25 protein-coding genes are annotated in these 26,373 nt (G+C 60.9%); 15 read left to right on the forward strand and 10 right to left on the reverse strand.

Annotated elements, in window-relative coordinates; genetic code table 11:
* Positions 1-46 precede the first annotated feature (46 nt).
* Entirely contained in the window at positions 47-1,753 is a 1,707-nt protein-coding gene (locus C8C89_RS11705; RefSeq protein ID WP_133990024.1) for a lactate permease LctP family transporter, read from the forward strand.
* A gap of 58 nt (positions 1,754-1,811) precedes the next feature.
* On the opposite strand, the gene C8C89_RS11710 is transcribed toward C8C89_RS11705, so the two are convergent.
* Entirely contained in the window at positions 1,812-2,327 is a 516-nt protein-coding gene (locus tag C8C89_RS11710) for an NADPH-dependent FMN reductase (protein WP_101482202.1), read from the reverse strand.
* Between the two features lie 123 nt (positions 2,328-2,450).
* On the reverse strand, positions 2,451-2,684 hold the full coding sequence (locus tag C8C89_RS11715) for a DUF3563 family protein (protein WP_101482201.1): 234 nt from the start codon (positions 2,682-2,684) through the stop codon (positions 2,451-2,453).
* A 436-nt stretch (positions 2,685-3,120) separates the two neighbouring features.
* Here C8C89_RS11715 and fucP point away from each other — a divergent pair, with 436 nt between their 5' ends.
* The gene (gene fucP / locus C8C89_RS11720; protein WP_133990026.1) at positions 3,121-4,425 is read left to right on the forward strand and encodes an L-fucose:H+ symporter permease; all 1,305 of its coding nucleotides are present in this window, start codon (positions 3,121-3,123) and stop codon (positions 4,423-4,425) included.
* Between the two features lie 52 nt (positions 4,426-4,477).
* Here fucP and C8C89_RS11725 read toward each other — a convergent pair whose 3' ends face one another.
* Positions 4,478-5,371 carry a LysR substrate-binding domain-containing protein gene (locus C8C89_RS11725; protein WP_133990028.1) on the reverse strand — a complete coding sequence of 298 codons (894 nt, stop codon included), beginning with the start codon at positions 5,369-5,371 and terminating at the stop codon, positions 4,478-4,480.
* Between the two features lie 159 nt (positions 5,372-5,530).
* On the opposite strand from C8C89_RS11725, the gene C8C89_RS11730 reads away from it, so the two are divergent.
* Entirely contained in the window at positions 5,531-7,027 is a 1,497-nt protein-coding gene (locus C8C89_RS11730; protein WP_133990030.1) for an acetyl-CoA hydrolase/transferase family protein, read from the forward strand.
* 88 nt (positions 7,028-7,115) lie between these two features.
* On the opposite strand, the gene C8C89_RS11735 is transcribed toward C8C89_RS11730, so the two are convergent.
* Positions 7,116-7,778: a TetR/AcrR family transcriptional regulator gene (locus C8C89_RS11735; RefSeq protein ID WP_133990032.1), complete on the reverse strand. Its 663-nt coding sequence runs from the start codon at positions 7,776-7,778 to the stop codon at positions 7,116-7,118.
* A 302-nt stretch (positions 7,779-8,080) separates the two neighbouring features.
* On the opposite strand from C8C89_RS11735, the gene C8C89_RS11740 reads away from it, so the two are divergent.
* Positions 8,081-9,202 carry a M14-type cytosolic carboxypeptidase gene (locus C8C89_RS11740; RefSeq protein WP_133990034.1) on the forward strand — a complete coding sequence of 374 codons (1,122 nt, stop codon included), beginning with the start codon at positions 8,081-8,083 and terminating at the stop codon, positions 9,200-9,202.
* A gap of 12 nt (positions 9,203-9,214) precedes the next feature.
* Entirely contained in the window at positions 9,215-9,679 is a 465-nt protein-coding gene (locus C8C89_RS11745; RefSeq protein ID WP_133990036.1) for a CYTH domain-containing protein, read from the forward strand.
* 175 nt (positions 9,680-9,854) lie between these two features.
* On the opposite strand, the gene C8C89_RS11750 is transcribed toward C8C89_RS11745, so the two are convergent.
* The 5 genes from C8C89_RS11750 to C8C89_RS11770 all read right to left on the reverse strand — a co-directional run bounded on the left by C8C89_RS11750 (position 9,855) and on the right by C8C89_RS11770 (position 16,789).
* Positions 9,855-11,108, reverse strand: a complete 1,254-nt coding sequence (locus C8C89_RS11750; protein WP_101482197.1) for a DUF2863 family protein — start codon at positions 11,106-11,108, stop codon at positions 9,855-9,857.
* 213 nt (positions 11,109-11,321) lie between these two features.
* Entirely contained in the window at positions 11,322-14,042 is a 2,721-nt protein-coding gene (gene acnA / locus C8C89_RS11755; protein ID WP_133990038.1) for an aconitate hydratase AcnA, read from the reverse strand.
* 88 nt (positions 14,043-14,130) lie between these two features.
* Positions 14,131-14,676: a hypothetical protein gene (locus tag C8C89_RS11760; protein ID WP_101482195.1), complete on the reverse strand. Its 546-nt coding sequence runs from the start codon at positions 14,674-14,676 to the stop codon at positions 14,131-14,133.
* Between the two features lie 13 nt (positions 14,677-14,689).
* The gene (locus C8C89_RS11765; protein ID WP_133990040.1) at positions 14,690-15,688 is read right to left on the reverse strand and encodes an aldolase/citrate lyase family protein; all 999 of its coding nucleotides are present in this window, start codon (positions 15,686-15,688) and stop codon (positions 14,690-14,692) included.
* Between the two features lie 111 nt (positions 15,689-15,799).
* Positions 15,800-16,789, reverse strand: a complete 990-nt coding sequence (locus C8C89_RS11770) for a malate dehydrogenase (RefSeq protein WP_034789110.1) — start codon at positions 16,787-16,789, stop codon at positions 15,800-15,802.
* A 455-nt stretch (positions 16,790-17,244) separates the two neighbouring features.
* Between C8C89_RS11770 and C8C89_RS11775 the strand changes: the two genes are divergently transcribed.
* From C8C89_RS11775 to C8C89_RS11815, 9 genes are all read left to right on the forward strand, one after another.
* On the forward strand, positions 17,245-17,979 hold the full coding sequence (locus tag C8C89_RS11775) for a GntR family transcriptional regulator (RefSeq protein ID WP_243858296.1): 735 nt from the start codon (positions 17,245-17,247) through the stop codon (positions 17,977-17,979).
* A 307-nt stretch (positions 17,980-18,286) separates the two neighbouring features.
* Positions 18,287-18,709: a succinate dehydrogenase, cytochrome b556 subunit gene (gene sdhC, locus C8C89_RS11780; protein ID WP_101482191.1), complete on the forward strand. Its 423-nt coding sequence runs from the start codon at positions 18,287-18,289 to the stop codon at positions 18,707-18,709.
* Entirely contained in the window at positions 18,709-19,074 is a 366-nt protein-coding gene (gene sdhD / locus C8C89_RS11785; RefSeq protein ID WP_071076254.1) for a succinate dehydrogenase, hydrophobic membrane anchor protein, read from the forward strand. Before sdhC ends, sdhD begins: the two co-directional genes overlap by 1 nt.
* A 2-nt stretch (positions 19,075-19,076) precedes the next feature.
* Positions 19,077-20,858 carry a succinate dehydrogenase flavoprotein subunit gene (gene sdhA, locus C8C89_RS11790; RefSeq protein WP_101482190.1) on the forward strand — a complete coding sequence of 594 codons (1,782 nt, stop codon included), beginning with the start codon at positions 19,077-19,079 and terminating at the stop codon, positions 20,856-20,858.
* A 9-nt stretch (positions 20,859-20,867) separates the two neighbouring features.
* Entirely contained in the window at positions 20,868-21,578 is a 711-nt protein-coding gene (locus C8C89_RS11795) for a succinate dehydrogenase iron-sulfur subunit (protein WP_034752075.1), read from the forward strand.
* Positions 21,579-21,695: 117 nt separating this feature from the next.
* Positions 21,696-21,977, forward strand: a complete 282-nt coding sequence (locus C8C89_RS11800) for a succinate dehydrogenase assembly factor 2 (RefSeq protein WP_034752073.1) — start codon at positions 21,696-21,698, stop codon at positions 21,975-21,977.
* 122 nt (positions 21,978-22,099) lie between these two features.
* On the forward strand, positions 22,100-23,404 hold the full coding sequence (gltA, locus tag C8C89_RS11805; protein ID WP_101482189.1) for a citrate synthase: 1,305 nt from the start codon (positions 22,100-22,102) through the stop codon (positions 23,402-23,404).
* Between the two features lie 153 nt (positions 23,405-23,557).
* Positions 23,558-23,899 (forward strand): helix-turn-helix domain-containing protein, encoded by a 342-nt coding sequence (locus C8C89_RS11810; RefSeq protein ID WP_133990042.1) that lies wholly within the window; start codon positions 23,558-23,560, stop codon positions 23,897-23,899.
* A 225-nt stretch (positions 23,900-24,124) separates the two neighbouring features.
* On the forward strand, positions 24,125-24,667 hold the full coding sequence (locus C8C89_RS11815) for an NAD(P)H-dependent oxidoreductase (protein WP_133990044.1): 543 nt from the start codon (positions 24,125-24,127) through the stop codon (positions 24,665-24,667).
* A 16-nt stretch (positions 24,668-24,683) separates the two neighbouring features.
* Here C8C89_RS11815 and C8C89_RS11820 read toward each other — a convergent pair whose 3' ends face one another.
* Positions 24,684-25,139, reverse strand: a complete 456-nt coding sequence (locus C8C89_RS11820; protein ID WP_101482186.1) for a hypothetical protein — start codon at positions 25,137-25,139, stop codon at positions 24,684-24,686.
* 116 nt (positions 25,140-25,255) lie between these two features.
* Here C8C89_RS11820 and C8C89_RS11825 point away from each other — a divergent pair, with 116 nt between their 5' ends.
* Positions 25,256-26,230 carry a LysR family transcriptional regulator gene (locus C8C89_RS11825; RefSeq protein WP_243857984.1) on the forward strand — a complete coding sequence of 325 codons (975 nt, stop codon included), beginning with the start codon at positions 25,256-25,258 and terminating at the stop codon, positions 26,228-26,230.
* Positions 26,231-26,373 lie beyond the last annotated feature (143 nt).

Here is a 26,373-nt window from a genome sequence, read left to right on the forward strand (position 1 = left end):
AAGCCGTTTTTTTTACTCAACCCGCATCCACCGGAGGAGACCCGACATGCAAACCTGGACCCAACTTTATACCCCGCTCGGCAGCTTGTGGCTGTCGTCGCTGGCGGCAGCCGTTCCCATCATTTTCTTCTTTATCGCCCTGGCGGCGCTGCGCATCAAGGGCCACGTGGCGGCCGCCGTCACCCTGGCGCTGGCGCTGGCTGTGGCGATTTTCGCTTACGGCATGCCCGTGCCGCAGGCGCTGGCGGCGGCCGGTTACGGTTTTGCTTACGGCTTGTGGCCCATCGCGTGGATCATCGTCACGGCCGTCTTCCTGTACAAGATCGTCGTGAAAACGGGGCAGATCGAGATCATCCGCGCCTCCGTGCTGTCGGTCACGGACGACCAGCGCCTGCAGGTGCTGCTGATCGGCTTTGCCTTCGGCGCCTTCCTGGAAGGGGCTGCCGGTTTCGGCGCGCCCGTGGCCATCACGTCGGCGCTGCTGGTGGGCCTGGGCTTCAACCCGCTGTACGCGGCGGGCCTGTGCCTGATCGCCAACACGGCGCCCGTGGCCTTTGGCGCCATGGGCATCCCCATCATCGTGGCGGGCCAGGTGACAGGCATCGACCCGTTCCTGATCGGCGCCATGGCGGGCCGCCAGCTGCCACTGTTGTCGCTGCTGGTGCCTTTCTGGCTGGTGTTCATGATGGATGGCTTCCGCGGCGTGCGCGAAGTGTGGCCGGCCGCGCTGGTGACGGGCTTGAGCTTTGCCGTCACCCAGTACTTCACTTCCAACCATATCGGCCCTGAACTGCCGGACATCACCTCGGCCCTCGTCAGCCTGGTGTCGCTGACCTTGTTCCTGAAAGTGTGGCAGCCGAAGAATGCGAAAGTGGCCCATGCCGTCGGCGGTGGCACGGCCGCGCTGTCCGGTTTTGGCGGTGGCGCCGGCAAGACGGACCTGCGCGGCAGCGGCAGCCGCGCCGCCTCGCCCTATACGACGGCGCAGACCATGCGCGCCTGGGCGCCGTTTGGCCTGTTGACGGCCATCGTCACCGTGTGGAGCCTGCCCGGCTTCAAGGCCCTGTTTGCCGCCGGCGGGGCGCTATCGAGCCTGGTCATCAAGATCCACGTGCCCTACCTGGACCAGCTGGTGATCAAGACCATGCCCATCGTGGCCGCGCCGAAGGCGTATGACGCCGTGTTCAAGCTGGACTTGCTGTCGGCTGTGGGCACGGCGATTTTGCTGACGGCCGTGCTGTCCATGCTGATGCTGCGCATGAAGCCGCGCGATGGCCTCAAGGCCTTCGTGGAAACCGTGGTGGAATTGCGCCGTCCCGTGCTGTCGATTGGCCTGGTGCTGGCGTTTGCCTTCGTTGCCAATTACTCGGGCATGTCGTCCACCCTGGCCCTGTTGCTAGCCGGCAGCGGCGCTGCCTTCCCGTTCTTCTCCCCATTCCTGGGCTGGCTGGGCGTCTTCCTGACGGGTTCCGACACTTCCTCGAACGCCTTGTTCTGCTCCTTGCAAAACACCACGGCGCACCAGATCGGCGTGTCCGACACCTTGCTGGTGGCGGCCAATACGACGGGTGGCGTGACGGCGAAGATGATTTCGCCCCAATCGATCGCTGTCGCCTGCGCGGCAACGGGCCTGGTGGGCAAGGAATCGGACCTGTTCCGCTTTACCTTGAAGCACAGTCTGCTATTTGCCGTGATCATCGGCATCATTACCATGCTGCAGGCGTACGTCTTCACCGGCATGATCCCACACTGAGCGGTCCGTAGAAGTACGTAGTAAAACTAGATAAACTGATAGCGAAACGTGCAGAGGGTCATGAAAATGACCTGATGCACTGCAGCATATCGAGGATGGCCCGGCGCAATGCCGGGTCTGCAGCGATGCCGTCCGCATCGAGACCCGACCCCAGCAAAGGCAGGCTGATGCAGGCCTCGTCGATCACGCGCGCCGACATGGTGCGCACCGTTTCGCGCAAGGCCGCCTGCGCATGCGTGGCGCGCGGCGAGGTGTTCAGCAGCACCAGCGGCTTGTCGATGAATGATTCATTTCCCACCATCCAGTCCAGCGCGTTTTTCATGGGGCCGCTCACGCCGTGCGCGTATTCGGGGCTGGCCAGCATCAGCACGTCGGCTGCCAGGATGGCGTCGCGCAGGCCCGTCACGGCCGGCAGGCTGTCGGCGTCGAGGTCGGGATTGAACAGGGGTAAGTCTCCCAGTCCCTGATAGATGCGGATTGCATAGTCCGCCGGGGCAAGCCGGGCGATGGCGTGCAGCAGGGCGGTGTTCAGAGAGGCGGCGCGCAGGCTGCCGGCGATGGCGAGGATGGTCATGGGCGTTTGCATTCCGCCTGTATAGCCCATCCTGTGCTCAAGCGCAAGGCGAGCAGGATGGTGCTATCGATGTTGTTACAGCCGATGACGGGCTGCGATGCGTGGCTGGGTACTGCGTCACTCTTAACGGCTGAGGCCGCTCATCCAGCTTGGCTGCGGGTTGGCACGGGCCAGTTCGCGCATGCGGTATTCCAGATCGTAGCGGTCGGTCGATTCGGCCAGGTAGGCTTCTTCGTAAGCACGTTCGCGGCGGTCGCTGCTTTGGTTCAGCCAGGCGCCCACACGTTTGGCGGCGTGGATCAGGGTGGCGACGATATTGCTGTTTTGCGTGGTGTGGTAAGTAAATGCGGTAGACATGGCAGACTCCTTGAGTGGCGTGCCGCGTTGTGCTGCACTGCAATATAAGTATAGCGATTCCAAGTTATAAGGCTACTTTTGATTTCAAATGTCAGCTATTCATTTTTCAAATAACAGGCGGGAAAGCTGCGCAATACGGGGCTTTAAGGCATAATGCCGGCGCAGTATCGTAGTTTTACTACAAGACTGTTTTGTTCTGAATGTTGTTTTCAGACGCAGCCCGCAGGCATGCCGCGTCCACAAAACATCATTCTGACGAGAAACGGTCGGCCGTGCGCCTGTCGCGCGCAAGAGTCGCCCTGCCTGCCCCCATTTCGCTGATGGCAGTCATGGCCCACGCTGATATCTGCGTGGCGCTTGCGCGTCCTGGTGCTGCCCGGGTGGAAACGCTTCCATGCCTGGCAAGATCAACTTGGAATTGAAAAATGGAGAAGGTATGGAATACGTAAAGCAAGGCCAGAGCGTACAGTCCGCACAGGCCGGCACGCAAAACAATACGGGCGCCCTGATCATTGTCACGGTGCTGTTTTTCATGTGGGGGCTGCTGACATCGCTCAATGATGTGCTGATTCCCCATCTGCGCTCGATCTACACCTTGACCTATGTCCAGGCGATGCTGGTGCAGTTCTGCTTCTTTGGCGCCTACGCCATCGTTTCACTGCCAGCGGGCATGCTGATCAAGAAAATCGGCTACCAGCGCGGCGTCGTCGCCGGCTTGCTGATCGCGGCCGCCGGCTGCGCCATGTTCTACCCGGCATCGACCGGCAGCTACGCGCTGTTCCTCTTGTCCTTCTTCATCCTGGCGGCCGGCATCACCGTGCTGCAAGTGGCGGCCAATCCCTACGTGACGGAACTGGGCGACCCGCAGACGGCGTCCAGCCGTTTGACCCTGACACAAGCCTTCAATGCGCTGGGTACCACCGTGGCGCCTGCCCTGGGCGGCATGCTGATCTTGTCCGGCACTGTGCTGACGGTGCAGCAGTTCGACCTGTTGCCGGCGGCCGAGCAGCTGGCTTACCGCGCCAAGGAGGCGGCCTCCGTGCAAGGTCCTTACCTGGTGCTGGCCGCTACGCTGGTGATCCTGGCCGTGCTGTTCGCGCTGGCAAAATTGCCGAAGATTTCGCATGCCGACGATGCGGCTGCCCTGGCGCAGGCTGGCGACAAGGTCTCGATCTGGTCGCACCGCCACCTGGTGCTGGGCGCGCTGGCCATCTTCCTGTATGTGGGCGGTGAAGTCAGCATCGGCAGCTTCCTGATCAACTTCCTGGGCGAGAGCCATATCGCTGGCCTCAGCCACGCCGACGCCGCCTATTTCGTCAGCTATTACTGGGGTGGCGCGATGCTGGGCCGCTTCGTCGGCTTTGCCGTGATGCGCTATGTCAGCCCGGGCAAGACCCTGGCCTTCAACGCCGCCGTCGTCATCGCGCTGATCCTCGTTGCCGTGTTCTCCAGCGGTCATACGGCCATGTGGGCATTGATCGCCGTCGGCCTGTTCAACTCCATCATGTTCCCGACCATCTTCAGCATGGCCCTGAACAAGCTGGGCGCGCAAACGGGGCAAGGTTCGGGCATCCTGTGCATGGCTATCGTCGGCGGCGCCATCGTGCCGTTCATCCAGGGCTTCCTGGCCGACCACATCAACCTGCAGCTGTCCTTTCTCGTGCCAGCCCTGTGCTACACCTTCATTTTGTACTTCGGCTGGAAATACGCCAGCATGTACAACGACGCCGCCGCCAAATAAGCCGCGCTGTCGCGATCAATCAAAAGGGTGGCCTCGGCCACCCTTTTTTACGTCAGTGCGCGAACTGCGTGCCCAGCACGTCCTGGCAGACCTCGAGCCAGGCGCGCGCCGCGTGCGACAGATAGCGCCCGCTCCAGACGTGCGCCACCTGCCACGCCACCTCCGGTTCGATGATGCGCACCGCCTCAAGCGGTTCGCCGGCCAGGCGGTGGATGAAGGGCTCAGGCAGCAGGGCCACGCCCAGGCCGGCCGAGGCCATCGCCACCAGCCAGTCCCACTGTCCGCTCTGCGCCGCGATGGTCGGCGTGAAGCCCGCCTGCGCGAAATGCTGGCGCAGGCTGCGGGTGAGGGCGAAATCATCTTTCAACAGCACCAGCGGCAGCTCGGCCAGCGCCTTGAAGGGCAAGCTGGTGCGTTTTTTCTGGAACGTGCCCGGCTCGGCCAGGGCCCAGATCGGGTAGCTGGCGATGGTCACCGCCACGAGATCGAGTTCCGGGTCGGCCGGCAGCACCGTCATGCCGATTTCCAGCTCGCCGGCCGCCACTTTGCGCTCGATCTGCTGGCCCGTGTCTTCCTGCAGGGTCAGGCTGATGTTCGGGTGGCGCGCGCGGAAGGCCTTCAATACGGGCGTGAACAGCACATTGATCATGGGCGGGATGCCGACCGTCAGGCTGCCGCGCTGCAAGGTCTGCGTGTCGCGCACTTCGAGGGTCAGCTGGCGCATATTGGCCAGCATTTCCTGGCCGTGCTGGTAGACGATGCGGCCCGTGTCCGTCAGGGTCAGCTTGCGCCCGTCGCGCACCAGCAGCTGCGCGCCCACTTCTTCTTCCAGCTGGCGCACCATCTTGCTGATGGTCGACTGGGTCAGGTGCAGCGATTCGGCCGCCTGCGTAAAGCTCGACAGGCGCACGGTTTCGACAAAATAGCGCAGGGAACGGATATCCAAGATAGGGCTCGCCTCGGCGAAGCATGAAAATATCGACTGGGTTTGGCGAAATTAATTCATGCCATGCATGTAGCCGGGATTTTATACTGAATCCACTTATGGGGTTGGTGTATGACAGCCATCCAGTTTGAGAATATTAAGAATATCAGGAGCATCACGATGTACGAGGACCGTATCCGCCACCCAGGCTTGCTCGGCAAAATCATGAGCGCCGATGAGGCAGCCAAATTGTTCCACAACGGCATGCGTGTCGGCATGAGCGGGTTCACCCGTGCCGGCGACGCCAAGGCCCTGCCGCGCGCGCTGGCCGAGCGCGCCCTGCAAGATCCCTTGAGCCTGACCCTGATCACGGGCGCTTCGCTGGGCAATGGCAGCGACGGCCTGATGGCCGAGGCGGGCGTGCTGGCGCGCCGCATGCCATTCCAGGTCGACCCGGTCTTGCGCGGCAAGATCAACAAGGGCGAGGTCATGTTCATCGACCAGCATCTGTCGGAAACGGCCGAGCAGTTGCGTTCGGGCAACCTGGCGGCCGTCGATATCGCCGTCATCGAAGCGACGGCCATCACGGCGGCCGGCGCCATCATCCCGACCATGTCGGTGGGCAATTCCGCCGCCTTCGCCCAGCAGGCAACGCAAGTCATCATCGAAATCAACCTGTCCACGCCGCTGGCGCTGGAAGGCTTGCACGACATTTATATTCCGCAAGCCCTGCCGGGCCGCGAGCCGATTCCGCTCACGCGCGTCGACCAGCGCCTGGGCAGCACGGCCATTGCCATCGATCCGGCCCGCATCGCCGCCATCGTCATCACGGATAGCCCCGACAGCCCGTCGAACGCCTTGCCGCCCGACGCGGAAACGCAGGCCATCGCCAGCCACGTGATCGCCTTCCTGGAAGGCGAAGTGGCGGCCGGGCGCATGGGGCCGGAATTGCTGCCCCTGCAGGCGGGCATCGGCACCATCGCCAACGCCGTGCTGCATGGCCTGATCGGCTCGCCCTTCCGGAACATGACCATGTATTCGGAAGTGCTGCAGGATAGCGCCATCGAATTGCTCGATTCGGGTCAGCTGGCGTTCGCCTCGGCCTCGTCGATCACCCTGTCGGCCGCCGTGCATCAAAAGCTGATGGACAATATCGACCATTACCGGTCAAAAATCGTGCTGCGCCCGCAAGAGATCAGCAACCACCCGGAAATCGTGCGCCGCCTGGGCATCATCGCCCTGAACACGGCGCTGGAATTTGATATCTACGGCAACGTCAACTCCACGCACGTGTGCGGCACGCACATGATGAACGGCATCGGTGGCTCGGGCGACTTTGCGCGCAACGGGCAAGTGTCGATGTTCGTGTCGAAATCGGCGGCCAAGGGTGGACGTATTTCCAGCGTCGTGCCGATGGTCTCGCATGTGGATCATACGGAGCATGACGTCGATGTGCTGGTGACGGAGTGGGGCTATGCGGACTTGCGCGGACTGGCGCCGCGCGAACGGGCGCCGTTGATCATCGAGCGCTGCACGCACCCCGATTACCGCGATCAATTGCGCGCGTATTACGACGCGGCATGCCAGCGCGGCGGTCACACGCCGCACATATTGGAGCAGGCGCTGTCATGGCATACGCGCTACCAGGAAACGCAGAGCATGCTGGCAGCGCAGTAAGCTTGCTTAAGCTCGAAACAGGGCAGGGCGGTGCAGCACCGCGCCTGCCCACTTTTTTTGCCTGGCGCATGTTGCGCCAGATCAAGGGTCAGACCGCTGGCGCAAAGCGCAGGCGGATGCCTGCCGTGACGACGGCCAGCAAGTCGTCGATATGCGCATTCATTTCCGGGTGCGGCGTCCATGGGTCGCCCGCATCCATGACGATGCGCAGCGAAACGAGGCCGTGCAGCGATTGCCAGAAGATTTGCGTCATCGTGTGCAGCGCCGGTTCGTCCTGGCGCACCTTGCCCGCCTGCGCCAGTTCGCCGAACAGGTGCAACGCGTAGGCGTATGGATCCTGTTCGATATTGCCGTGTTCCACTTCCACAGCGTCGATTTCCGCATGCGGGCGCAATTCCATGAAGATCAGCGAATACTCGTCGGGATGCTGGAAACCGTACTCGATGTACGCGCGACCGACCAGGCGGATGCGATCCCATGGGTCTATGCTGTTGGCGCAGGCACTGCGCATGGCGCGCACCAGTTCAAGCAAGTCCTTGTCCATGGCCTGGGCGATCAAGGTGGCCTTGTCGCGGAACAGGGCGTACACGACGGTGGTGGAAAAACCGGCCGCCTCGGCCACTTTGCGGATGGAGACGGCGCGCGCGCCTCCCTTTTTGATGAGGTCTTTGACGACGTCGATGATGTGCTCGCGCCGCGCCTGAGCCTCGCGTAGCTTTCTTTCCTGAATATTGGTCAACTTCTTGTCCACGATTCTTTCCTGGCGACTCTATGAAAGCAGGAATTATAGGGTGGCGATGGCCTGCCAATGTGTCTGGCATTGTTACAATTCAGTTTTTTCTCCGGTGGATGGGACAGTGAACCGATTTTTCGCCCTTTTGCCCGGCGCTTTGCCATCGATGCCCCGGATTGGTGCATAAAGCGCCCGCCCAGGCTTTGCTAACGGGACCAAAGGGCGGAAAATAGCGGGATAGCTTACACTGCGGTTTTTCGCGCAACGGCGCTGGCCCACGAGGCAACGCCGGAACACTTACATTCGGACGGGATCATTACATGACCATTAAAATCAGCCAGAACTTCGACTCGGGCGCCATCGACGTAGTAAGCGCCACGAGCTTTGCTGCCATCGACCTGAACTTGCGCAAGGATAGCCACGCGGACATCCACCAGTGGTTCCACTTCCGCCTGCAGGGCGCCCGGGACCAGGCATGCACGATGCGTATCCTGAACGCGGGCCAGGCCACCTATCCTGCCGGCTATGAAGGCTACCAGGCCGTAGCCAGCTACGACAGCGAAAACTGGTTCCGCGTGCCGACCTCGTTCGACGGCCAGGTCATGACGATTTCGCATACGCCGGAACTCGACAGCGTGTACTACGCCTATTTCGAACCGTATTCGTGGGAGCGCCATTTGCGCCTGCTGGGCGAAGTGGCCGAGCATCCGCTGGCGCGCGTCTCCGACCTGGGCAGCACGGTCGACGGCCGCGACATGAATATGGTCACCATTGGCAACCCGCAGGCGGAAAAGAAAATCTGGGTCATCGCGCGCCAGCATCCGGGCGAATCGATGGCCGAATGGTTCGTCGAAGGCCTGATCGATTCCCTGCTGGACGACGCCAACCCGATCGCGCGCAAGCTGTTGCAGCGGGCCGTGTTCCACATCGTGCCGAACATGAACCCGGACGGTTCCATCCGCGGCAACCTGCGCACGAATGCGGCAGGCGCCAACCTGAACCGTGAATGGATGACGCCATCGCTGGAGTCCAGCCCGGAAGTGCTGTGCGTGAAAAACAAGATCCACGAAACGGGCGTCGACATGTTCTTCGACATCCACGGCGATGAAGCGTTGCCGTACAACTTCGTGGCCGGCAATGAAATGCTGGAAAACTTCACGCCGGCGCAAGCGGCGCACCAGAAAGCCTTCATTGAGCGCTACAAGCAGGCCAGCCCTGACTTCCAGGACAAGTTCGGCTATGCGGCCAGCAAGTACAAGTCGGACATGCTGACCCTGGCATCGAAGTACATCGGCCACCACTTCGGCTGCCTGGCGCTGACCCTGGAAATGCCGTTCAAGGAAAACGCCGACTTGCCCGATCCGGCCGTGGGCTGGAATGGCGCGCGCAGCGCGGCACTGGGCGCGGCCATGCTGCAGCCCATCCTGCTGTCGCTGGATTGAACGGCGTTGATCATGGGCGTCGAGATCGAGCGTAAATTCCTGTTGCAAGGCGACGCCTGGCGCGGCCTGGGGCAGGCTGTATTGCTGCGCCAGGGCTATTTATCGTCGGCGCGCGAGCGCGTGGTGCGCGTGCGCATCGAGGGCGTGCAGGCGATGCTGACCATCAAGGGCGCGAACGTGGGCGCGACGCGCGGCGAGTGGGAGTATCCGATTCCGCTGGCCGATGCGGCCGAACTGCTCGACGGCCTGTGTGAACAGCCGCTGATCGAAAAGTATCGCCATCGCATCGAACATGCGGGCATGGTGTGGGAAGTCGACGAGTTCCTGGGCGCGAATGCGGGTTTGATCGTGGCCGAGATCGAACTGGCTTCGGAAGACCAGCCCTTCGAGAAACCCGACTGGGTCGGCGCGGAAGTGTCGGGCGATGCGCGCTACTACAACGCGAACCTGATCCGCCACCCGTTTTCACAGTGGTGATGGCGCGTTAAAAAGCTTGTTGCAATGAAAAAGGCGGAACCGAGGTTCCGCCTTTTTTGCATGCGCTGGTGGTGTTGTCGGATTACGCGCTGCGCGCGAATCCGACCTGCAGCCCGTACCGGCATCGTAGGTCGGATTAGCCGGTACGGCGTAATCCGACAACACCGTTACAGCATCAGTGGAAATGCTCGGTACCTTGCGGCGTATCTTCCGGCATTTCCGCATGCGCCAGCTCGCCGACGGGATCGGCAAACAAAGGTGCGCCGCAATCGTCGCAGTACTCACCGACAAAACGTTCCGCGTGGCGCTTGATCTGCGTCACACCGGCCGCGTTCAGGTGTTCGATGATTTCATCGACGGGCGTCTTTTGCTTGTCCAGCGCGGCGATGCCGACCTGGATCAGGCCTTCGATCGGCGTGCCATCCTCGTCTTCCTGGCCATATAAAGGCCAGACGATGCCGTAGATGACGTCCGGCGCCTGGCGCAGGGTGAAGGCGATGCGGTACTCATCCACCTGCCCATCGGCCGCTTCCTCGCCGAAACCGGCGATGACGGCGCGCAGTTCCGACGGCTCGATGGCCAGCGTGTGCGTCAGGTAGTGCACGGCAGCGCGCACGGAAACGGGGCGTATCAGCTTGTCCGCTTCGCGGCAGGCCACGTAGTACGCTTCCGGCAGCAGCAGTTCCAGGCCGCAGCCGGGCAGCAGGCGGGCAATCGTCGGCGTTGCCTGCGTGCGCCATTGTTCCAGGGCGGCGCTGCGCTCGGCGATGAAGTCGAGCTGGTTCGACGGCGTCTGCCAGCGGAACAGCGGTGCGCCGCTTGGCGCCACCACGGCCACCAGCAGGTAGCGCGTATCGGCCAGGAAGGGCGCCGTTTCCGCTTCTTTGCTTGATGGCTTGACGGCCGTGCCTTTCAGAGCGGCCAGTGCCAGCTTCTGCGTCTTGGCATAGGTCTCGACGTGGCTGCGCGGCAGCTGGTCGATCGAGTACAGGGTTGGCGCCATGGCCATCTTAGTGCCATCGGCCAGCAGGTGGGCCGCAAAGTGTGCGGACAATACGCCGTGCGCGTCGCCGGCCATGGCGCCGGAAGCGATGGAAAAGCGCGTCCACGCGAGGATGGGCACGGCGACCAGCAGGGCGTCGTAGCGCACGTCTTCATGCGTGATGACGGTCGATTCACTGATGGCTTCAACGCAGTCCATCAGCACGTCGTAGGCGTTCAAGTCTTCCTTGAACAGGCTGCCCAGGGTGTTGTCGATGGTGTCCTGGTGGCCGGTTTTGAGTAATTTCTGGAGCTGCGTATCCAGGCTGTGTTCCCAGGACCGCTCTTCGAGACGGCTGGCTGCCTGTACGATCGCCTGGGCAAAGGTGACCAGGCGCTGGCTGTCGGCAGTCAGTTTATGGGATGAATCTTTGGAAGGACGACGCATAGCGGGATAAGAGTCTCGGAAAGTGAAAAAAATGGATCAGTCAAACAATGATAAACCCTTATAACCGTATTGTAGAGGATTCGGCCGCACGCAATACGTAAGCTCTCCTCAGATCATGCCAATAGTCGAAATTTCAAGGAAAAACGGGGTGCAGGGACGAAAAAAAGCGCCGGTCGAAACCGGCGCTCTTATCTTGCCTTACAGCTGGGCTGATTACTCGGCCAGCAGTTGACGCAACACGAATGGCAGGATACCGCCATGCTTGTAGTAATCGACTTCGATAGGCGTATCGATGCGCAGCAGCACTTTCACGTCGACGCTGGTGCCGTCGGCGCGGTGGATCACCAGGGTAGCCAGTTGCTGTGGCTTGATTTCGCCTTCGAGGCCTTTCAGGTCGAAGGTTTCATTGCCGGTGATACCCAGGGTTTGCACGCTGTCGTCGCCGATGAATTGCAGTGGCAGTACGCCCATGCCCACCAGGTTCGAGCGGTGGATGCGTTCGAACGAACGGGTGATCACGGCTTTCACGCCCAGCAGTTGGGTGCCCTTGGCGGCCCAGTCGCGCGACGAGCCCGTACCGTACTCTTCGCCGCCGAAGACCATGGTTGGCGTACCTTCAGCAACATACTTCATCGCTGCGTCGTAGATCGACATCTGTTCGCCGGAAGGCTGGTGAATCGTGATGCCGCCTTCGACTGCCGAACCGTCTGCCTTGGCAGGGATCATGCGGTTTTTGATACGCACGTTGGCAAACGTGCCGCGCATCATGATTTCATGGTTGCCGCGACGCGAGCCATAGGAGTTGAAGTCCGCTTTCAGGACGCCGTTTTCCTTCAGCCACTTGCCTGCAGGGCCGTTTTCCTGGATCGAGCCGGCTGGCGAGATGTGGTCGGTGGTGATGGAATCGCCGAACACGCCCAGTGCGCGCGCGCCTTCGATGCCGGTGGCGACAGCTGCTGGCGTCATCGAGAAGTTGTCGAAGAACGGTGGTTCCGCGATGTAGGTCGATTTCGGCCAGTTGTAGACTTGACCGGACACGGTGGTGACTTTTTCCCACAGCTTGCCTGGTGCGCCCTTGACGTCGGCGTAGTTGTCCTTGAACACCTTGGCGTTCATGGCGAACTTCATCATGGCCGACACTTCAGCCGAGCTTGGCCAGATGTCGCCCAGGTAGATGTCCTTGCCGCCCTTGCCCTTGCCGACTGGCTCGGTCATCAGGTCGCGCGTCATGTTGCCGGCGATTGCGTAGGCGACGACCAGCGGTGGCGAAGCCAGGAAGTTCGAGCGGATGTTCGGATGAATACGCGCTTCGAAGTTGCGGTTGCCCGACAGCACGGCCGAGGCGACGATGTCGTGCGTGGCGATGGCTGCGTTCAGCTCAGGCGTCAGGTCGCCCGCATTGCCGATACAGGTGGTGCAGCCGTAGGCGGTTACGCCGAAGCCCAGTTTTTCCAGGTATGGCAGCAGGCCGGCAGCGGTCAGGTACTCGGTCACGACGCGCGAGCCGGGAGCCAGCGAGGTCTTGATGTGCGGTGCGACTTTCAGGCCGGCTTCCACGGCTTTCTTGGCCAGCAGGCCGGCAGCCAGCATCACGCTCGGGTTCGAGGTATTGGTGCACGAGGTGATCGCGGCAATCAGCACGTCGCCGTTCGACACTTTCACGCCGTTCGTTGTTTCATACACGGCAGCCAGGTCGGCCGGATTCTTGTTGAAGCCGTTTTCCGTGGTTGGCTTGGCGAACAGCTCGGCGAAGTTCGCCTTGACGTTGCCGATTTCGATACGATCCTGAGGGCGTTTCGGGCCGGCCAGCGACGGAGCGACCGACGCCAGGTTCAGTTCCACCACGCGGGTGTAGTCGATGTCGCCCGCTTTTGGAATGCCGTACAGATTTTGCGCCTTGAAGTAGCCTTCGAACGCGGCGATTTCAGCCTTGCTGCGGCCGGTGCCCTTGAAGTAATCGATGGTCGCGTCGTCGACCGGGAAGAAGCCCATGGTCGCGCCGTATTCCGGTGCCATGTTGGCGATCGTCGCGCGGTCCGTCAGGGTCAGCGATTCGGTGCCTTCGCCGAAGAATTCGACGAACTTGCCGACGACTTTCTCTTTGCGCAGCAATTCGGTGATGGTCAGCACCAGGTCGGTGGCGGTACAGCCTTCGCGCAGGGCGCCGGTCAGGTTCACGCCGATGACGTCTGGCGTCAGGAAGTAGACTGGCTGGCCCAGCATGCCGGCTTCCGCCTCGATGCCGCCCACGCCCCAGCCGACCACGCCGATGCCGTTGATCATGGTGGTGTGCGAGTCGGTGCCGACCAGGGTGTCAGGGTAGTACACATCGCCGGCTTTCTTGCCTGCGTGGTGCACGCCGCGCGCCAGGTATTCCAGGTTGACCTGGTGGACGATGCCGAAGCCTGGTGGCACGACGCCGAAGGTGTCGAATGCCTGCATGCCCCATTTCATGAACTGGTAACGCTCGTTGTTACGCGAGAATTCCAGTTTCATGTTCAGGTCCAGCGCTTTCTTTTCGCGGTAGTGATCGATGGTCACCGAGTGGTCGACCACCAGGTCGACCGGCACCAGCGGTTCGATTTTCTTGGCGTTGATACCCATCTTGGCGGCCACGTTGCGCATCGCTGCCAGGTCGGCCAGCAGAGGTACGCCGGTGAAGTCTTGCAGCACGACGCGCGCTACTACGAACGGGATCTCGTCGGTGCGCTCGGCGGTCGGGCCCCAGCTCGCCAATTGCTTGACGTGTTCTTCGGTGACTTTTTTGCCGTCGCAGTTGCGCAGTACCGATTCGAGCACGATGCGAATCGATACTGGCAGGCGGGAGACATTGATGCCCAGGCTTTTTTCCAGCGCAGGCAGGGAATACAGCTTGCCCTTCTTGCTATCCGAAATACTAAAGTCCTTGAGCGTGTTCAGAGTGTTGCGGGACATGACCTCTCCTTGTTGGGTATCGTCTATTTATTGATTATTCAAATTAAAAAACATGACTGAGCCCCCGAAGAGGCCCTTGCTGCGCACATCAGCCGCCGGTAACTGGCAAGACGCCCAGCGATGGCGGGGCTTCCACCACTGCCGCCGGTTTGGCTTGCTCCGCATCCTTGCATTCATTGGCCAGCTGGCGGCCTTGCTTGGAATCGAGCAGCATGCCTTTGGCGGGGATACCGATCCAGACCAGGCCGTACAAGCGGTTCTCGAAGCGGTTGGCGCCGGTGGTGGTGCCAACGCGGCTCAGGCGGTGCAGGCGCTTCTTCCAGCGCAGGGCGATGTGTTTGTCGTCAGTAGCATTGGTGTAGATGGTAATTTTATTACCAAGTTCACAATTGAAATCGGTGGAGGCCGAGCCTGCGGTGTTCGGTTCATCGGCTTCTTCCTTGTCGGCGACCGACATGGCGAGCGGATGGGCTTCCTTGGCGGCCGCCTTGGCCTTGGTGGCCTTGGCTTTCGGCTTGGCCTTGACTGCCTTGGCATTTGCCTCTGCCGTGGCGGCGAAGCTGGCTGGCGCCAGCGTGAGGGTCATGGCGCCCAGCGCGACGCTGCAGGCAATTGCTAATTTGGAGATGGACATCGTGTAATTCCTGTCAGTTTTCAGTGGTGCTGGTAGGCAGCGCGTTGAGTAATGCAGCGGCCGCCTCGGGCAGGCCCAGGCCTGCCAGTTTGGCGCGTTGCAAAACGGTCCAATAATATCGGTAGCTGGCGCGGTCGTGCAAGCGGCCATTTTGCGCAATCGGTCCCCAGTTGGCGCGCAGCGCTTCATTCAGAATGTTGCTGGCCTCGTTGACTTCGGACAGGCGCGGCGTGAAGGCCTTGATGATGGGCTTGATCTGGTCCGGATGGATGCTCCACATGCGCGTGAAGCCGAACTCGGCCGTTGCGCGCTGGGCGTCATTCGCCACCACGGCCGAATCGCGCACGTCCGTCGTCACATTGTGCGACGGCACCTTGCCGTGCGCGTGGCAGGCGGCCGCCACTTCCAGCTTGGCGCGCACCACCAGCGGGTGCGTGAACTGGCCCGGCGTACGCATGGCGGCGGCGGGAATGGCGCCGTAATGGGCCGAGACGAAATCCATGATGCCAAACGACAGGCATTCGACTTGGGGCAGGGCCGCGATGGCGTAGGCGTCGCGCAGCGCCCCATGCGTCTCGATCAGGATATGCACGGGCAGGTTGTCGCGGCCGGCGCGGCGTGCGTGCAGGTTGATCAGGTCGATGGCCAGCATGGCATCCTGCACGCCGCCCACCTTGGGCACGGCGATGTAGGCCAGGCGGGCCGCTGCGGTGCAGATGATTTCCACGTCGCGCGTGAAAAACGGGCTGTCGACGTCGTGCACGCGTACGCCGATGCGGTTGAACTGGTTCTCGTCGCTGGCCAGCAGGCCGGCGATCATGTGGGCGTGGGTTTCTTCATTGCCGGCGCTGGCGCCGTCTTCGCAGTCGAACGTGATGTCGAACAGGGGGCCAAGCTCTTGTTGCAAAGCAATCGATTTACGCATCAGCTTTTCAGAGCCGGCGTAGTGGTCGCAAGCGGCGAGCAACAGCGGCTGGCGTTTGCCTTGGAATAAAACCTCGGAAGGGTGCATGCTTAAGGCATTTCTGCAGGTAAAAACTACTTGATAAAACAGCCGCGCCGCGAATCTCGCGGGGCGGCCTTCTTGGCGGGCGGCGCTCAGGCCGCGCCGCCAATACTGGATTTATGCCAGCAGGTGTTTCACGCCTTCGCGCTCTTCGGTCAGTTCTTTCAGGGTCAGGTTGATGCGCTCTTGCGAGAATGCATCGATTTCCAGGCCTTGAACGATGGTGTACTCACCGTTGTCGGTGGTGACCGGGAAGCCGAACACGGTGCCTTCAGGGATGCCATACGAGCCATCCGAAGGAACGCCCATGGTGGTCCACTTGCCAGCCGTGCCCAGCATCCAGTCATGGATGTGGTCGATAGCTGCGTTCGCTGCCGACGCTGCCGACGACAGGCCACGCGCTTCGATGATGGCTGCGCCGCGCTTGCCGACGGTCGGCAGGAAGGTGTTGGCGTTCCATTCCTGGTCGTTGATCAGGTCCTTGACGGCCTTGCCGTTCACAGTGGCGAAGCGGTAGTCGGCGTACATGGTTGGCGAGTGGTTGCCCCATACGGTCAGCTTCTCGATGTCTTTCACGGCGGTGCCGGTCTTGGCAGCGACTTGCGACAGCGCGCGGTTGTGGTCCAGGCGCAGCATGGCGGTGAAGTTTTTCGCCGGCAGCGACGGTGCCGATTTCATGGCGATGTAAGCGTTGGTGTTGGCAGGGTTGCCGACCACCAGGACTTTGACATTGCGCGAGGCGACGGCGTCGAGCGCCTTGCCTTGCACCGTGAAGATCTGTGCGTTCGCTTCCAGCAGGTCCTTGCGTTCCATGCCTGGGCCGCGTGGACGCGCGCCAACCAGTACGGCTACGTCGACATCCTTGAATGCGGTCAGCGGATCGGAGTGGGCGGTCATTTCCGTCAGCAGCGGGAAGGCGCAGTCGTCGATTTCCATCATTACGCCCTTGAGCGCCTTCTGGGCTTTTTCGTCCGGGATTTCAAGCAGTTGCAAGATGACAGGCTGGTCTTTGCCGAGCATGTCGCCATTGGCGATGCGGAACAACAGGGCGTAGCCGATCTGGCCGGCGGCGCCGGTCACTGCAACACGCATTGGGGTTTTAGCCATGATGAATCTCCAAAAATGGGAAAGAAAACGGGCTTGAAGCTGGGCTTACGCTTATCCGGAAAAACTATAATGATACCAAAACCGGCACGCGCCACCGAATTGCTGGTGTACGCTGCCGTCACGCTCGTGCTGCACGAGGCCAGAGTGGCTGGCCGACAACATAAAACGGTGGTTCACAAGTTTTATCGAAGGCAGTTTAGGCCCCTGATCTGCATCTGTCAATCATATCTTATGTCTTATATAAGACAGATAACTACGAGTGTTTTACTGGACGCGGGCAGTGATTTGTGTTGAAATGTCGGACTATGAATTCCGCCTCGTCCAATCTGACCAACAATGCCACTGCTGCAAGCGGGGCGGTCAGTCCGACCGCGAGCTCCCCGGCCACGCCCGGCGCCGTACCTGCCGGCACGCCAGTCACCGTAGTGGCCAGCAGCAATACCACTGCGACGGCGATGCCCGTTGCCAGCCCTTCTCCCACCTTCAGCCCCCTGTACCAGCAGATCAAGGCGCTCATTACGCAGAGCCTGCAATCTGGCGAATGGAAGCCGGGCGAGCTGATTCCCAGCGAAGTCGAGCTGGCAGGGCGTTTCAAGGTCAGCCAGGGTACGGTGCGCAAGGCCATCGACGAACTGGCGGCCGAGAACCTCGTCATGCGTCGCCAGGGCAAGGGCACTTTTGTTTCCACCCACCATGAGGCGCGCGCGCATTTCCGCTTCCTGCGCCTGGTGCCGGACGAAGGCGTGCCGCACTATCCCGAAAGCAAGTTCATCGAAGTCAAGCGCGTGCGCGCGCCCGCCGACGTGGCGCGCCTGATGGATCTGAAGTCCGGCGATGCCGTCATCTTCATCAAGCGCGTGCAGTATTTCGACGGCGTGCCGACCATCGTCGAGGAGCTGTGGTTGCCCGGCCTGATCTTCAAAGGTCTGACGGCCGAGCGCCTGGTGGAATACAAGGGCCCGATGTATGGCCTGTTTGAAACGGAATTTGGCACGCGCATGATACGCGCGTCCGAGCAGATCCGCGCCGTGTGCGCCGATGCCGGTGCCGCGCAGCTCTTGAATATCGACCTTGGCACGCCTTTGCTCAGTTCCGAGCGCGTGTCGTTTACCTACGGCGACAAGCCGGTCGAACTGCGCCGGGGCTTGTACCTGACCAGTCGTCATCATTATCAGAATGAACTCAGCTGAAGCGGCGGGGCGCCCGCGGGCGTCCGCACAAGCAGCAGGGCTGAAGTGCATCGCTTGCAAGATGCCTGCCGCAAGGCGGGCAACGGAGACAGCAGAAAGCGCAGCTAAAGCACGGCCCGCCTCGGCGGGCCGTGCTTTGCCGGCGATTCTGTAATTAAATTACATGAACTACGGAAAGTAGCGCGATATTTTGTAGTAAAAAACCATTTTGGTTATATGCAACAATAGATATTGGTGTGGGTTGCGAAAATAGGCGAAAATCGCGGCTTCGCTTCAATATTTAAGTTATCAAGGGGAGGTTTTTGTTATGTCTGAAGCCGTAAGAGAAGTACCAAAAAAAGAACGGCCGGAATTCCGTAACATTCATGTTACCGAATTGTCGAACTACCGCATGGCTGTCGGCGCCATCGTCTCGATCCTGCATCGCATCAGCGGCTTTATCATTTTCGCCCTGCTGCCCTGCATCCTGTACATGCTGGAACAGAGCTTGCGTTCCGAGATGTCCTACGCTTACTTCCAGGGCATCGCATCGCACTGGTTCGTCAAGCTGATCACCCTGGCTCTGGTCTGGGCCTTCCTGCACCACTTCTGCGCCGGCATCCGCCACCTGTTCATGGATGTCCACGTTGCTATCGAAAAAGATTCGGCACGCAAGACCGCGACGTCCGTGCTGGTTGTCAGCCTGGTGCTGACGGCCCTGGTCGCTTTGAAACTGTTTGGAGTATTTTAATGGCAGACAATAACATCGGACCGAAACGCCTCGTCGTTGGTGCCCATTACGGCTTGCGCGACTGGCTGGCGCAACGCGTCACCGCCATCGTCATGGTGGCCTATGTGGCCATCCTGCTGATTTCCTTCCTTACCGGTAGTAACTTCAGCTATGAAGGCTGGGCCGGTCTGTTCGCACAGCAGTGGTTTAAATTGTTCAGCCTGGTGACTTTCGTTGCCCTGTTTTACCACGCATGGGTTGGCGTACGCGATATCTGGATGGACTACGTGAAAAGCGCTGGCCTCCGTTTGACGCTGCAAATTGCCACCATGCTGTGGTTGATCGCTTGTGCCGCTTGGACGGTGCAGATACTCTGGAGTGTGTAATCGTGGCAGCATATAAATCTGCAATTCCTACCCGCCGCTTTGATGCGGTAATCGTTGGCGCCGGCGGTTCCGGCATGCGCGCGTCGTTGCAGCTGGCTGAAGCCGGCCTGAACGTCGCAGTCCTGTCGAAAGTTTTCCCGACCCGCTCGCACACCGTTGCGGCGCAGGGCGGTATCGGCGCGTCGCTCGGCAACATGGCGGAAGACAACTGGTTCTGGCACATGTTCGACACCGTCAAGGGTGGCGACTATCTGGGCGACCAGGATGCCATCGAATTCATGTGCCGCGAAGCACCGAAGGTCGTGTACGAACTGGAACACTTCGGCATGCCATTCGACCGCAACCCTGACGGCACCATCTATCAGCGTCCTTTCGGCGGCCACACGGCCCACTTCGGCGAAAAGCCGGTGCAGCGCGCTTGCGCAGCGGCCGACCGTACCGGTCACGCCCTGTTGCACACCCTGTACCAGCGCAACGTGCGCGCCCGTACGCACTTCTTCGTCGAATGGATGGCACTCGACCTGATCCGCGACGCCGAAGGCGACGTGATCGGTGTAGTCGCGCTGGAAATGGAAACCGGCGAATGCATGATCCTGGAAGCAAAGACGACGGTCATGGCAACGGGCGGCGCAGGCCGTATCTTCGCCGCGTCGACGAATGCCTTCATCAACACCGGTGACGGCATGGGCATGGCGGCACGTGCCGGCCTGCCACTGCAAGACATGGAATTCTGGCAGTTCCACCCGACCGGCGTGGCCGGCGCGGGCGTATTGATCACCGAAGGCGTGCGCGGCGAAGGCGGCATCCTGATCAATAGCGAAGGCGAACGCTTCATGGAGCGCTATGCGCCGACCCTGAAGGATCTGGCGCCGCGCGACTTCGTATCGCGGTCGATGGACCAGGAAATCAAAGAAGGCCGCGGCTGCGGTCCGAACAAGGACCACGTGATGCTGGACCTGCGCCATATCGGCGCCGATACCATCGCCAAGCGCCTGCCGTCGATCCTGGAAATCGGCCACAAGTTCGCCAACGTCGATGCCACCAAAGAACCGATTCCTGTCGTGCCGACGATTCACTACCAGATGGGCGGCATTCCAACGAACATCCACGGCCAGGTCGTCACCCCGACCGGTCCGGATAATTCGGCCAAGGTCGTCAACGGCCTGTACGCAATCGGCGAATGCGCCTGCGTGTCGGTGCACGGCGCCAACCGCCTGGGCACGAACTCGCTGCTCGACCTGGTGGTCTTCGGCCGCGCGGCCGGCAACCACATCGTCAACAGTGGCCTGAAAGCCAAGGAAAACAAGCCTTTGCCAGCCGATGCTGCCGAATTTGCCATGGGCCGCCTGGCGCGCCTGGAAAACTCGACCGGCACGGAAACCGTGCAGGGCGTGGCGAACGACATCCGCGCAACGATGCAGAAGTACTGTGGCGTGTTCCGTACCGACGAGATGCTGAACAAGGGCGTCGAAGAAATCATGAAGCTCGACGAGCGCCGCAAGCACGTCTCCTTCAAGGATAAATCGATGGTCTTCAACACGGCTCGTGTGGAAGCGCTGGAACTGGACAACCTGATCGAAACGGCGAAAGCGACCATCGTTTCGGCAGCAGCCCGCAAGGAATCGCGCGGCGCCCACGCCCAGGATGACTATCCGCAACGTGACGACGACAACTGGATGAAGCACACTCTGTGGTATTCGGAAGGCAACCGACTGGAATACAAGCCTGTCGTGACCAAGCCGCTGACGGTTGATACCTTCAAACCGAAACCACGTACTTTCTAAGGCTATACCATGGCACGCACTCTTAAATTCAAAATCTACCGCTACGATCCTGACCAGGATGCCAAGCCGTACATGCAAGACCTGACGGTCGAACTGAAAGACACCGACAAGATGCTGCTCGACGCACTGCAGCGCATCAAGGCGGACGTCGATGACTCGCTGGCCCTGCGCCGCTCGTGCCGCGAAGGCGTGTGCGGTTCGGACGCGATGAACATCAACGGCAAGAACGGCCTGGCATGCACCACCAACCTGAACGAGCTGTCCGAGCCTATCGTGCTGCGTCCGTTGCCAGGTCTGCCAGTCATTCGCGATTTGATCGTCGACATGACGCAATTTTTCAAGCAATACGATTCGATCAAGCCTTTCCTGATCAACGATTCGATCCCGCCTGAAAAAGAGCGCCTGCAGTCGCCGGAACAGCGCGAAGAACTCGATGGCCTGTACGAGTGCATCCTGTGCGCTTGCTGCTCCACGTCGTGCCCGTCGTTCTGGTGGAATCCGGACAAATTCGTCGGCCCGGCCGGTCTGCTGCAAGCCTACCGCTTCATCGCCGATTCGCGCGACGAAGCCACCGGTGCGCGTCTGGACAACCTGGAAGACCCGTACCGCCTGTTCCGCTGCCATTCGATCATGAACTGCGTCGACGTCTGCCCGAAAGGGTTGAACCCGAACAAGGCGATCGGCAAGATCAAGGAATTGATGGTCCGCCGCGCGATCTGATTCGTCTGATCGCGTCCGCCGGGCGCCGTTTGCGGGAAGAGGGTATCCTCTCTTGCCTGCGGGCGGCGCCTGCATAGCAGCACCGTGCCGCAAGGCACACGTAAAGTGGTAAACCAAATGACAGAATCAATTTTGTCCTCGCATCAGGCCGACCCGGCCAACCGCGCCCGCCTGCGCTGGCGTTCACGCCGTGGCCTGCTGGAAAACGACATTATCCTGACCCGTTTTCTCGATGCGTATGAAACCGAATTGACCGATGAAGAAGTTGACGCGCTGACGCGTTTGCTGGATTTATCGGACAATGCGTTAATGGATCTGGTACTGGCCCGTAAAGAGCCGGAAGGCGAAGTCGATCTGCCGCATGTGCGCGCACTGCTGCAACGACTGCGCATTGCCTAGACGCCTGGGCGATATATTGCAAACGGTGCGAGTGGCGCGCTGTAGCACTGCCGAATTGCTGTGCGAATTGCAGCCAGAATTTTTGATTTTAATTTCGACTCACTCCCGAGAAGGAAGAGCCCATGAATATCTCTGACACAAAAGCTACCCTGTCGTTCTCCGATGGCAGCCCATCGCTTGAATTTCCAATCTACAAAGGCACGGTTGGCCCGGACGTCATCGACATCCGCAAACTGTACGCCGGTAGCGGCAAGTTCACCTACGACCCAGGCTTTATGTCGACGGCCGCCTGCAACTCGTCGATCACCTATATCGACGGCGACAAGGGCGAGCTGCTGTACCGTGGTTACCCGATCGAACAGTTGGCCGTCAACGCCGACTTCATGGAATCGTGCTACCTCCTGCTGAACGGCGAACTGCCGAACGCGGCGCAGAAAGCCAAGTTCGTCGACACCGTCACCAAGCACACGATGGTGCACGAACAGATGCAATTCTTCTTCCGTGGCTTCCGCCGCGATGCGCATCCGATGTCGGTCCTGGTGGGCACCGTCGGCGCGCTGGCATCGTTCTACCATGATTCGCTGGACATCAACGACCCGCGTCACCGCGAAGTGTCGGCCATTCGCCTGATCGCCAAGATGCCAACCCTGGTCGCCATGACCTACAAGTACTCGGTCGGCCAGCCGTTTGTGTACCCACGCAACGACCTGTCGTACAGCGCCAACTTCATGCACATGATGTTCGCCAACCCGTGCGAAGAGTACAAGGTCAACGACGTGCTGGTGCGCGCCCTGGACCGCATCCTGATCCTGCATGCAGATCACGAGCAAAACGCATCGACCTCGACCGTCCGCCTGGCCGGTTCGTCGGGCGCCAATCCGTTCGCCTGTATCGCTGCCGGTATCGCCTGCCTGTGGGGCCCTGCTCACGGCGGCGCCAACGAAGCGGCACTCAACATGCTGAAGGAAATCGGCACCGTCGAGAACATCCCTGCCTTCATCGAGCAAGTCAAGGACAAGAACTCCGGCGTCAAGCTGATGGGCTTTGGCCACCGCGTGTACAAGAACTTCGATCCACGCGCCAAGCTGATGCGTGAAACCTGCTACGAAGTGCTGCAAGAGCTGGGCCTGCAAGACGACCCGCTGTTCAAGCTGGCGATGGAACTGGAAAAGATTGCACTGAACGACGACTACTTCGTTTCGCGCAAACTGTACCCGAACGTCGACTTCTACTCGGGTATCGTGCAATCGGCGCTGGGCATCCCTGTGTCGCTGTTCACCGGTATCTTCGCCATGGCCCGCACCATCGGCTGGATCGCCCAGTGGAACGAAATGATCGCCGATCCGGAACAGAAAATCGGCCGTCCGCGTCAGCTGTTCGTCGGTTCGACGACCCGCGAAGTACTGCCACTGGACAAGCGCGCTTAAGTTACCGCGTATTGTTCCTGCCGGGCTTTGCTGCCCGGCGCAAAAAAGCGAGCCTGATGGCTCGCTTTTTTTTATATGCGCCTGGCATGGCTGACGCAACGCAAAGCTGCTAGGCTGTGAGGCTCAACCCTGAGAACCGAGAAGCACAACGCGATGAACGAAGAAACATGCGCCCCCAGCGGCGTTGCCCTGGGCGATACGGCATTTGGCTACACTTTGTCGCTGATCGGTGGCAAATACAAAATGCTGATCCTGTACGCGCTCGCGGAAAACACGGTGCTGCGGCATAACGAACTCAAGCGCCATCTCGGTGGCATCGCCTTCAAGACCCTCAGCGTCGTCCTGAAGGAGCTCGAGGCCGATGCGCTGATCATCCGCAAGGAGTATCCCCAAGTGCCGCCCAAGGTCGAATACTCCCTCTCAAGCAAGGGCGCCTCGCTGATCCCCGTGCTCCATACCTTGTGCGAGTGGGGTGAGCGGCACCAGCCAGTCTGATCCGGATGTGGATGGCAGGCTACTTTCTAACGTCTACGTTACTTACTTTTCTTACTGTATAGGCAGTTAATGTGCGTACTTGTTATAAGTACTCACTATGGCTATGCTGTTTCTGCCTCTGGAGGCGCGCGGCCACATGCTGCGCGCCACGGGGCAGGGTACCGGCTTGCCTGCTTTCCTTGGAAGGCAGGGCCGGTGCATCCATCCCTTACTCAGGAAAGCAGCATGAAGAAAACCCTCGTTATCGTCTTCCATCCTTCCATCGATACTTCGGTGGCGAACAAGCGCTGGCTGCAGGAGTTGGCGCAGTATCCCGACCGCTACACCATCCACGACGTGCAGCAGGCTTATCCGGACGGGAATATCGATGTGGCGCGGGAGCAGGCGCTGGTGGAAGCGCACGCCCATGTGGTCTTGCAGTTTCCCCTGTACTGGTTCAACTGCCCGCCCTTGCTGAAGCGGTGGCTCGATGACGTGCTGGCGTATGGCTGGGCCTACGGCACCGGCGGCGATGCCTTCCAGGGCCGCAAGGTGGCGCTGGCCGTCACGGCTGGCATCCGGCAGGAAGACTTTACGCAGCAAGGCAAGTGGAACGTTACCCTGGCGCAGTTGCTGGCGCCGTTCGATGTCACCCTGGCGTATATCGGCGCCGACAACCGCCGCTTCTTTGCCTTCTACGGTGCGGAAGACGGACCGAAGGAAGCGGGCTATGGCGAGCGGCTGGCGCGCAGCGCGCAAGAGTATGAGCGCTTCCTGGCTGCCTTGTAAGGCAGCTGGTCCAGGCTCAGTCCAGCGCTGCTTCCAGGTGGTGCAGTGCGACTTGCCGCCCTTCGAGTTGCAGGCTGGTGCCATCATAGGGCCGGGGCAGGACGATGCAGCGCGGCGCATTGTGCTTGAGGATGCCGCCCCAGTGGGCGACCCTGGCACCGGCCTGGCGGCGGATCGCCTCGACCGTGGTGCCGCTGGCGAGGATGTGGGCATCCGGAAAGGCTGCCTGCAGCACGCCCAGGCCGAAATAGGCTTGCGGGTCGGCGGTGCTGATATAGATGGTGGTGAGGCGCTTGCCGCTGGCGGCGATGGTGTGCGCTAACTGCGCCGCATCGTCGCGCAGGAACTGGGTGTTGACGAGGATGGCGTCGTCCGCGCCACTCAGCAGCAGGGAAGTGGACGGTGCGCATCCAAGCACCTCCAGCTGGAAGGTGTCCAGCGCGCGGAAGGAGAGGGCTGCACGTGCAAGCATATTGTTCTTTCTGCATTGGATACTCTCCCGCATATTATCCTTTCGACCAGGCGCGAGAAATAGGGTAGATTGCAATACTTAGTTGCATGGATCGAACGAATCAAGGGAGTGCCCGCATGGACCGCATCACCGCCGCACAAGTATTTGTCGCTATCGCCGAACGGGGCAGCATGGTGGCCGCCAGCGAGGCGCTCGATATGTCGCGCGCCATGGTGACGCGCTACCTGGCCGAGATGGAGCAGTGGGCGGGAGCGCGTCTGCTGCATCGCACCACACGCCGTTTGAGCTTGACGGACGCAGGCGAGGCTACCCTGGCGCGCTGCCGGCAGATTCTGGAAGTGGCCGGCGCCATGGCCGTCACCTCGCCCGAAGGCCTCGATACGCCACATGGCTTGCTGCGCATCACCTGTTCGCAATCGCTGGCGCAGACGGCGCTCGCTGGCGCAGTGACCGCTTACCTGCGGCGCTACCCGCGCGCCGCCGTCGACCTGCAGATGGAGAACCGCGCCGTCAACCTGGTGGAGCAGCGCATCGACCTGGCGATCCGCATCACGAACGCGCTCGAGCCGAATCTGATCGCGCGCCAGCTGGCCAGTTGCGCGTCGGTGGTGTGCGCCGCACCATCGTATCTGGCTGCGCACGGCACGCCGCGCCGGGCGGAAGACCTGGCCCTGCATAATTGTCTGACGTATACGTATTTTGGCAAGAGCCTGTGGCAATTCACGCACGACGGGGAAGCGCTCACTGTCCCCGTCAGTGGCCGCCTGTCGGCAAATGAATCGCTGGTCCTGCTGGTGGCGACGGTGGCGGGGGCGGGCATCGCCATGCAGCCGCGCTATTCGGCCGCACCGCTGATCGCCAGCGGACAGCTGGTGGAGCTGCTGCCTGCTTATGTGCCGCAAGATATGGGTATCTACGGCATCTATACCTCGCGCCAGCACATGTCGCCCCTGCTGCGCACCATGCTCGACTTCCTGGTGGAGTGGTTTGCGGGCGATGCCGATTGGCTGGCGGCCATCGGGGCGCCGCCGTTATCAGTCAGACCACTTGCGCGCCAGCGTCGCGCCGGTGCTGGCGGCGGAATCGCTTAAGCGCAACAGAAACGGGCTGCAAGCCCGGGAAAATCAACAACACGGCTTACATTTGCTTGCCAAATAAAATTCAACTAGTGGTTGTTGCGTTACAATACCGCGTGCTATTCTAAATGACGGTATGCAGAATGCTGGTGCAATAA

This window comes from Janthinobacterium sp. 75, from assembly GCF_004365495.1.
Classification (GTDB): domain Bacteria; phylum Pseudomonadota; class Gammaproteobacteria; order Burkholderiales; family Burkholderiaceae_D; genus Janthinobacterium.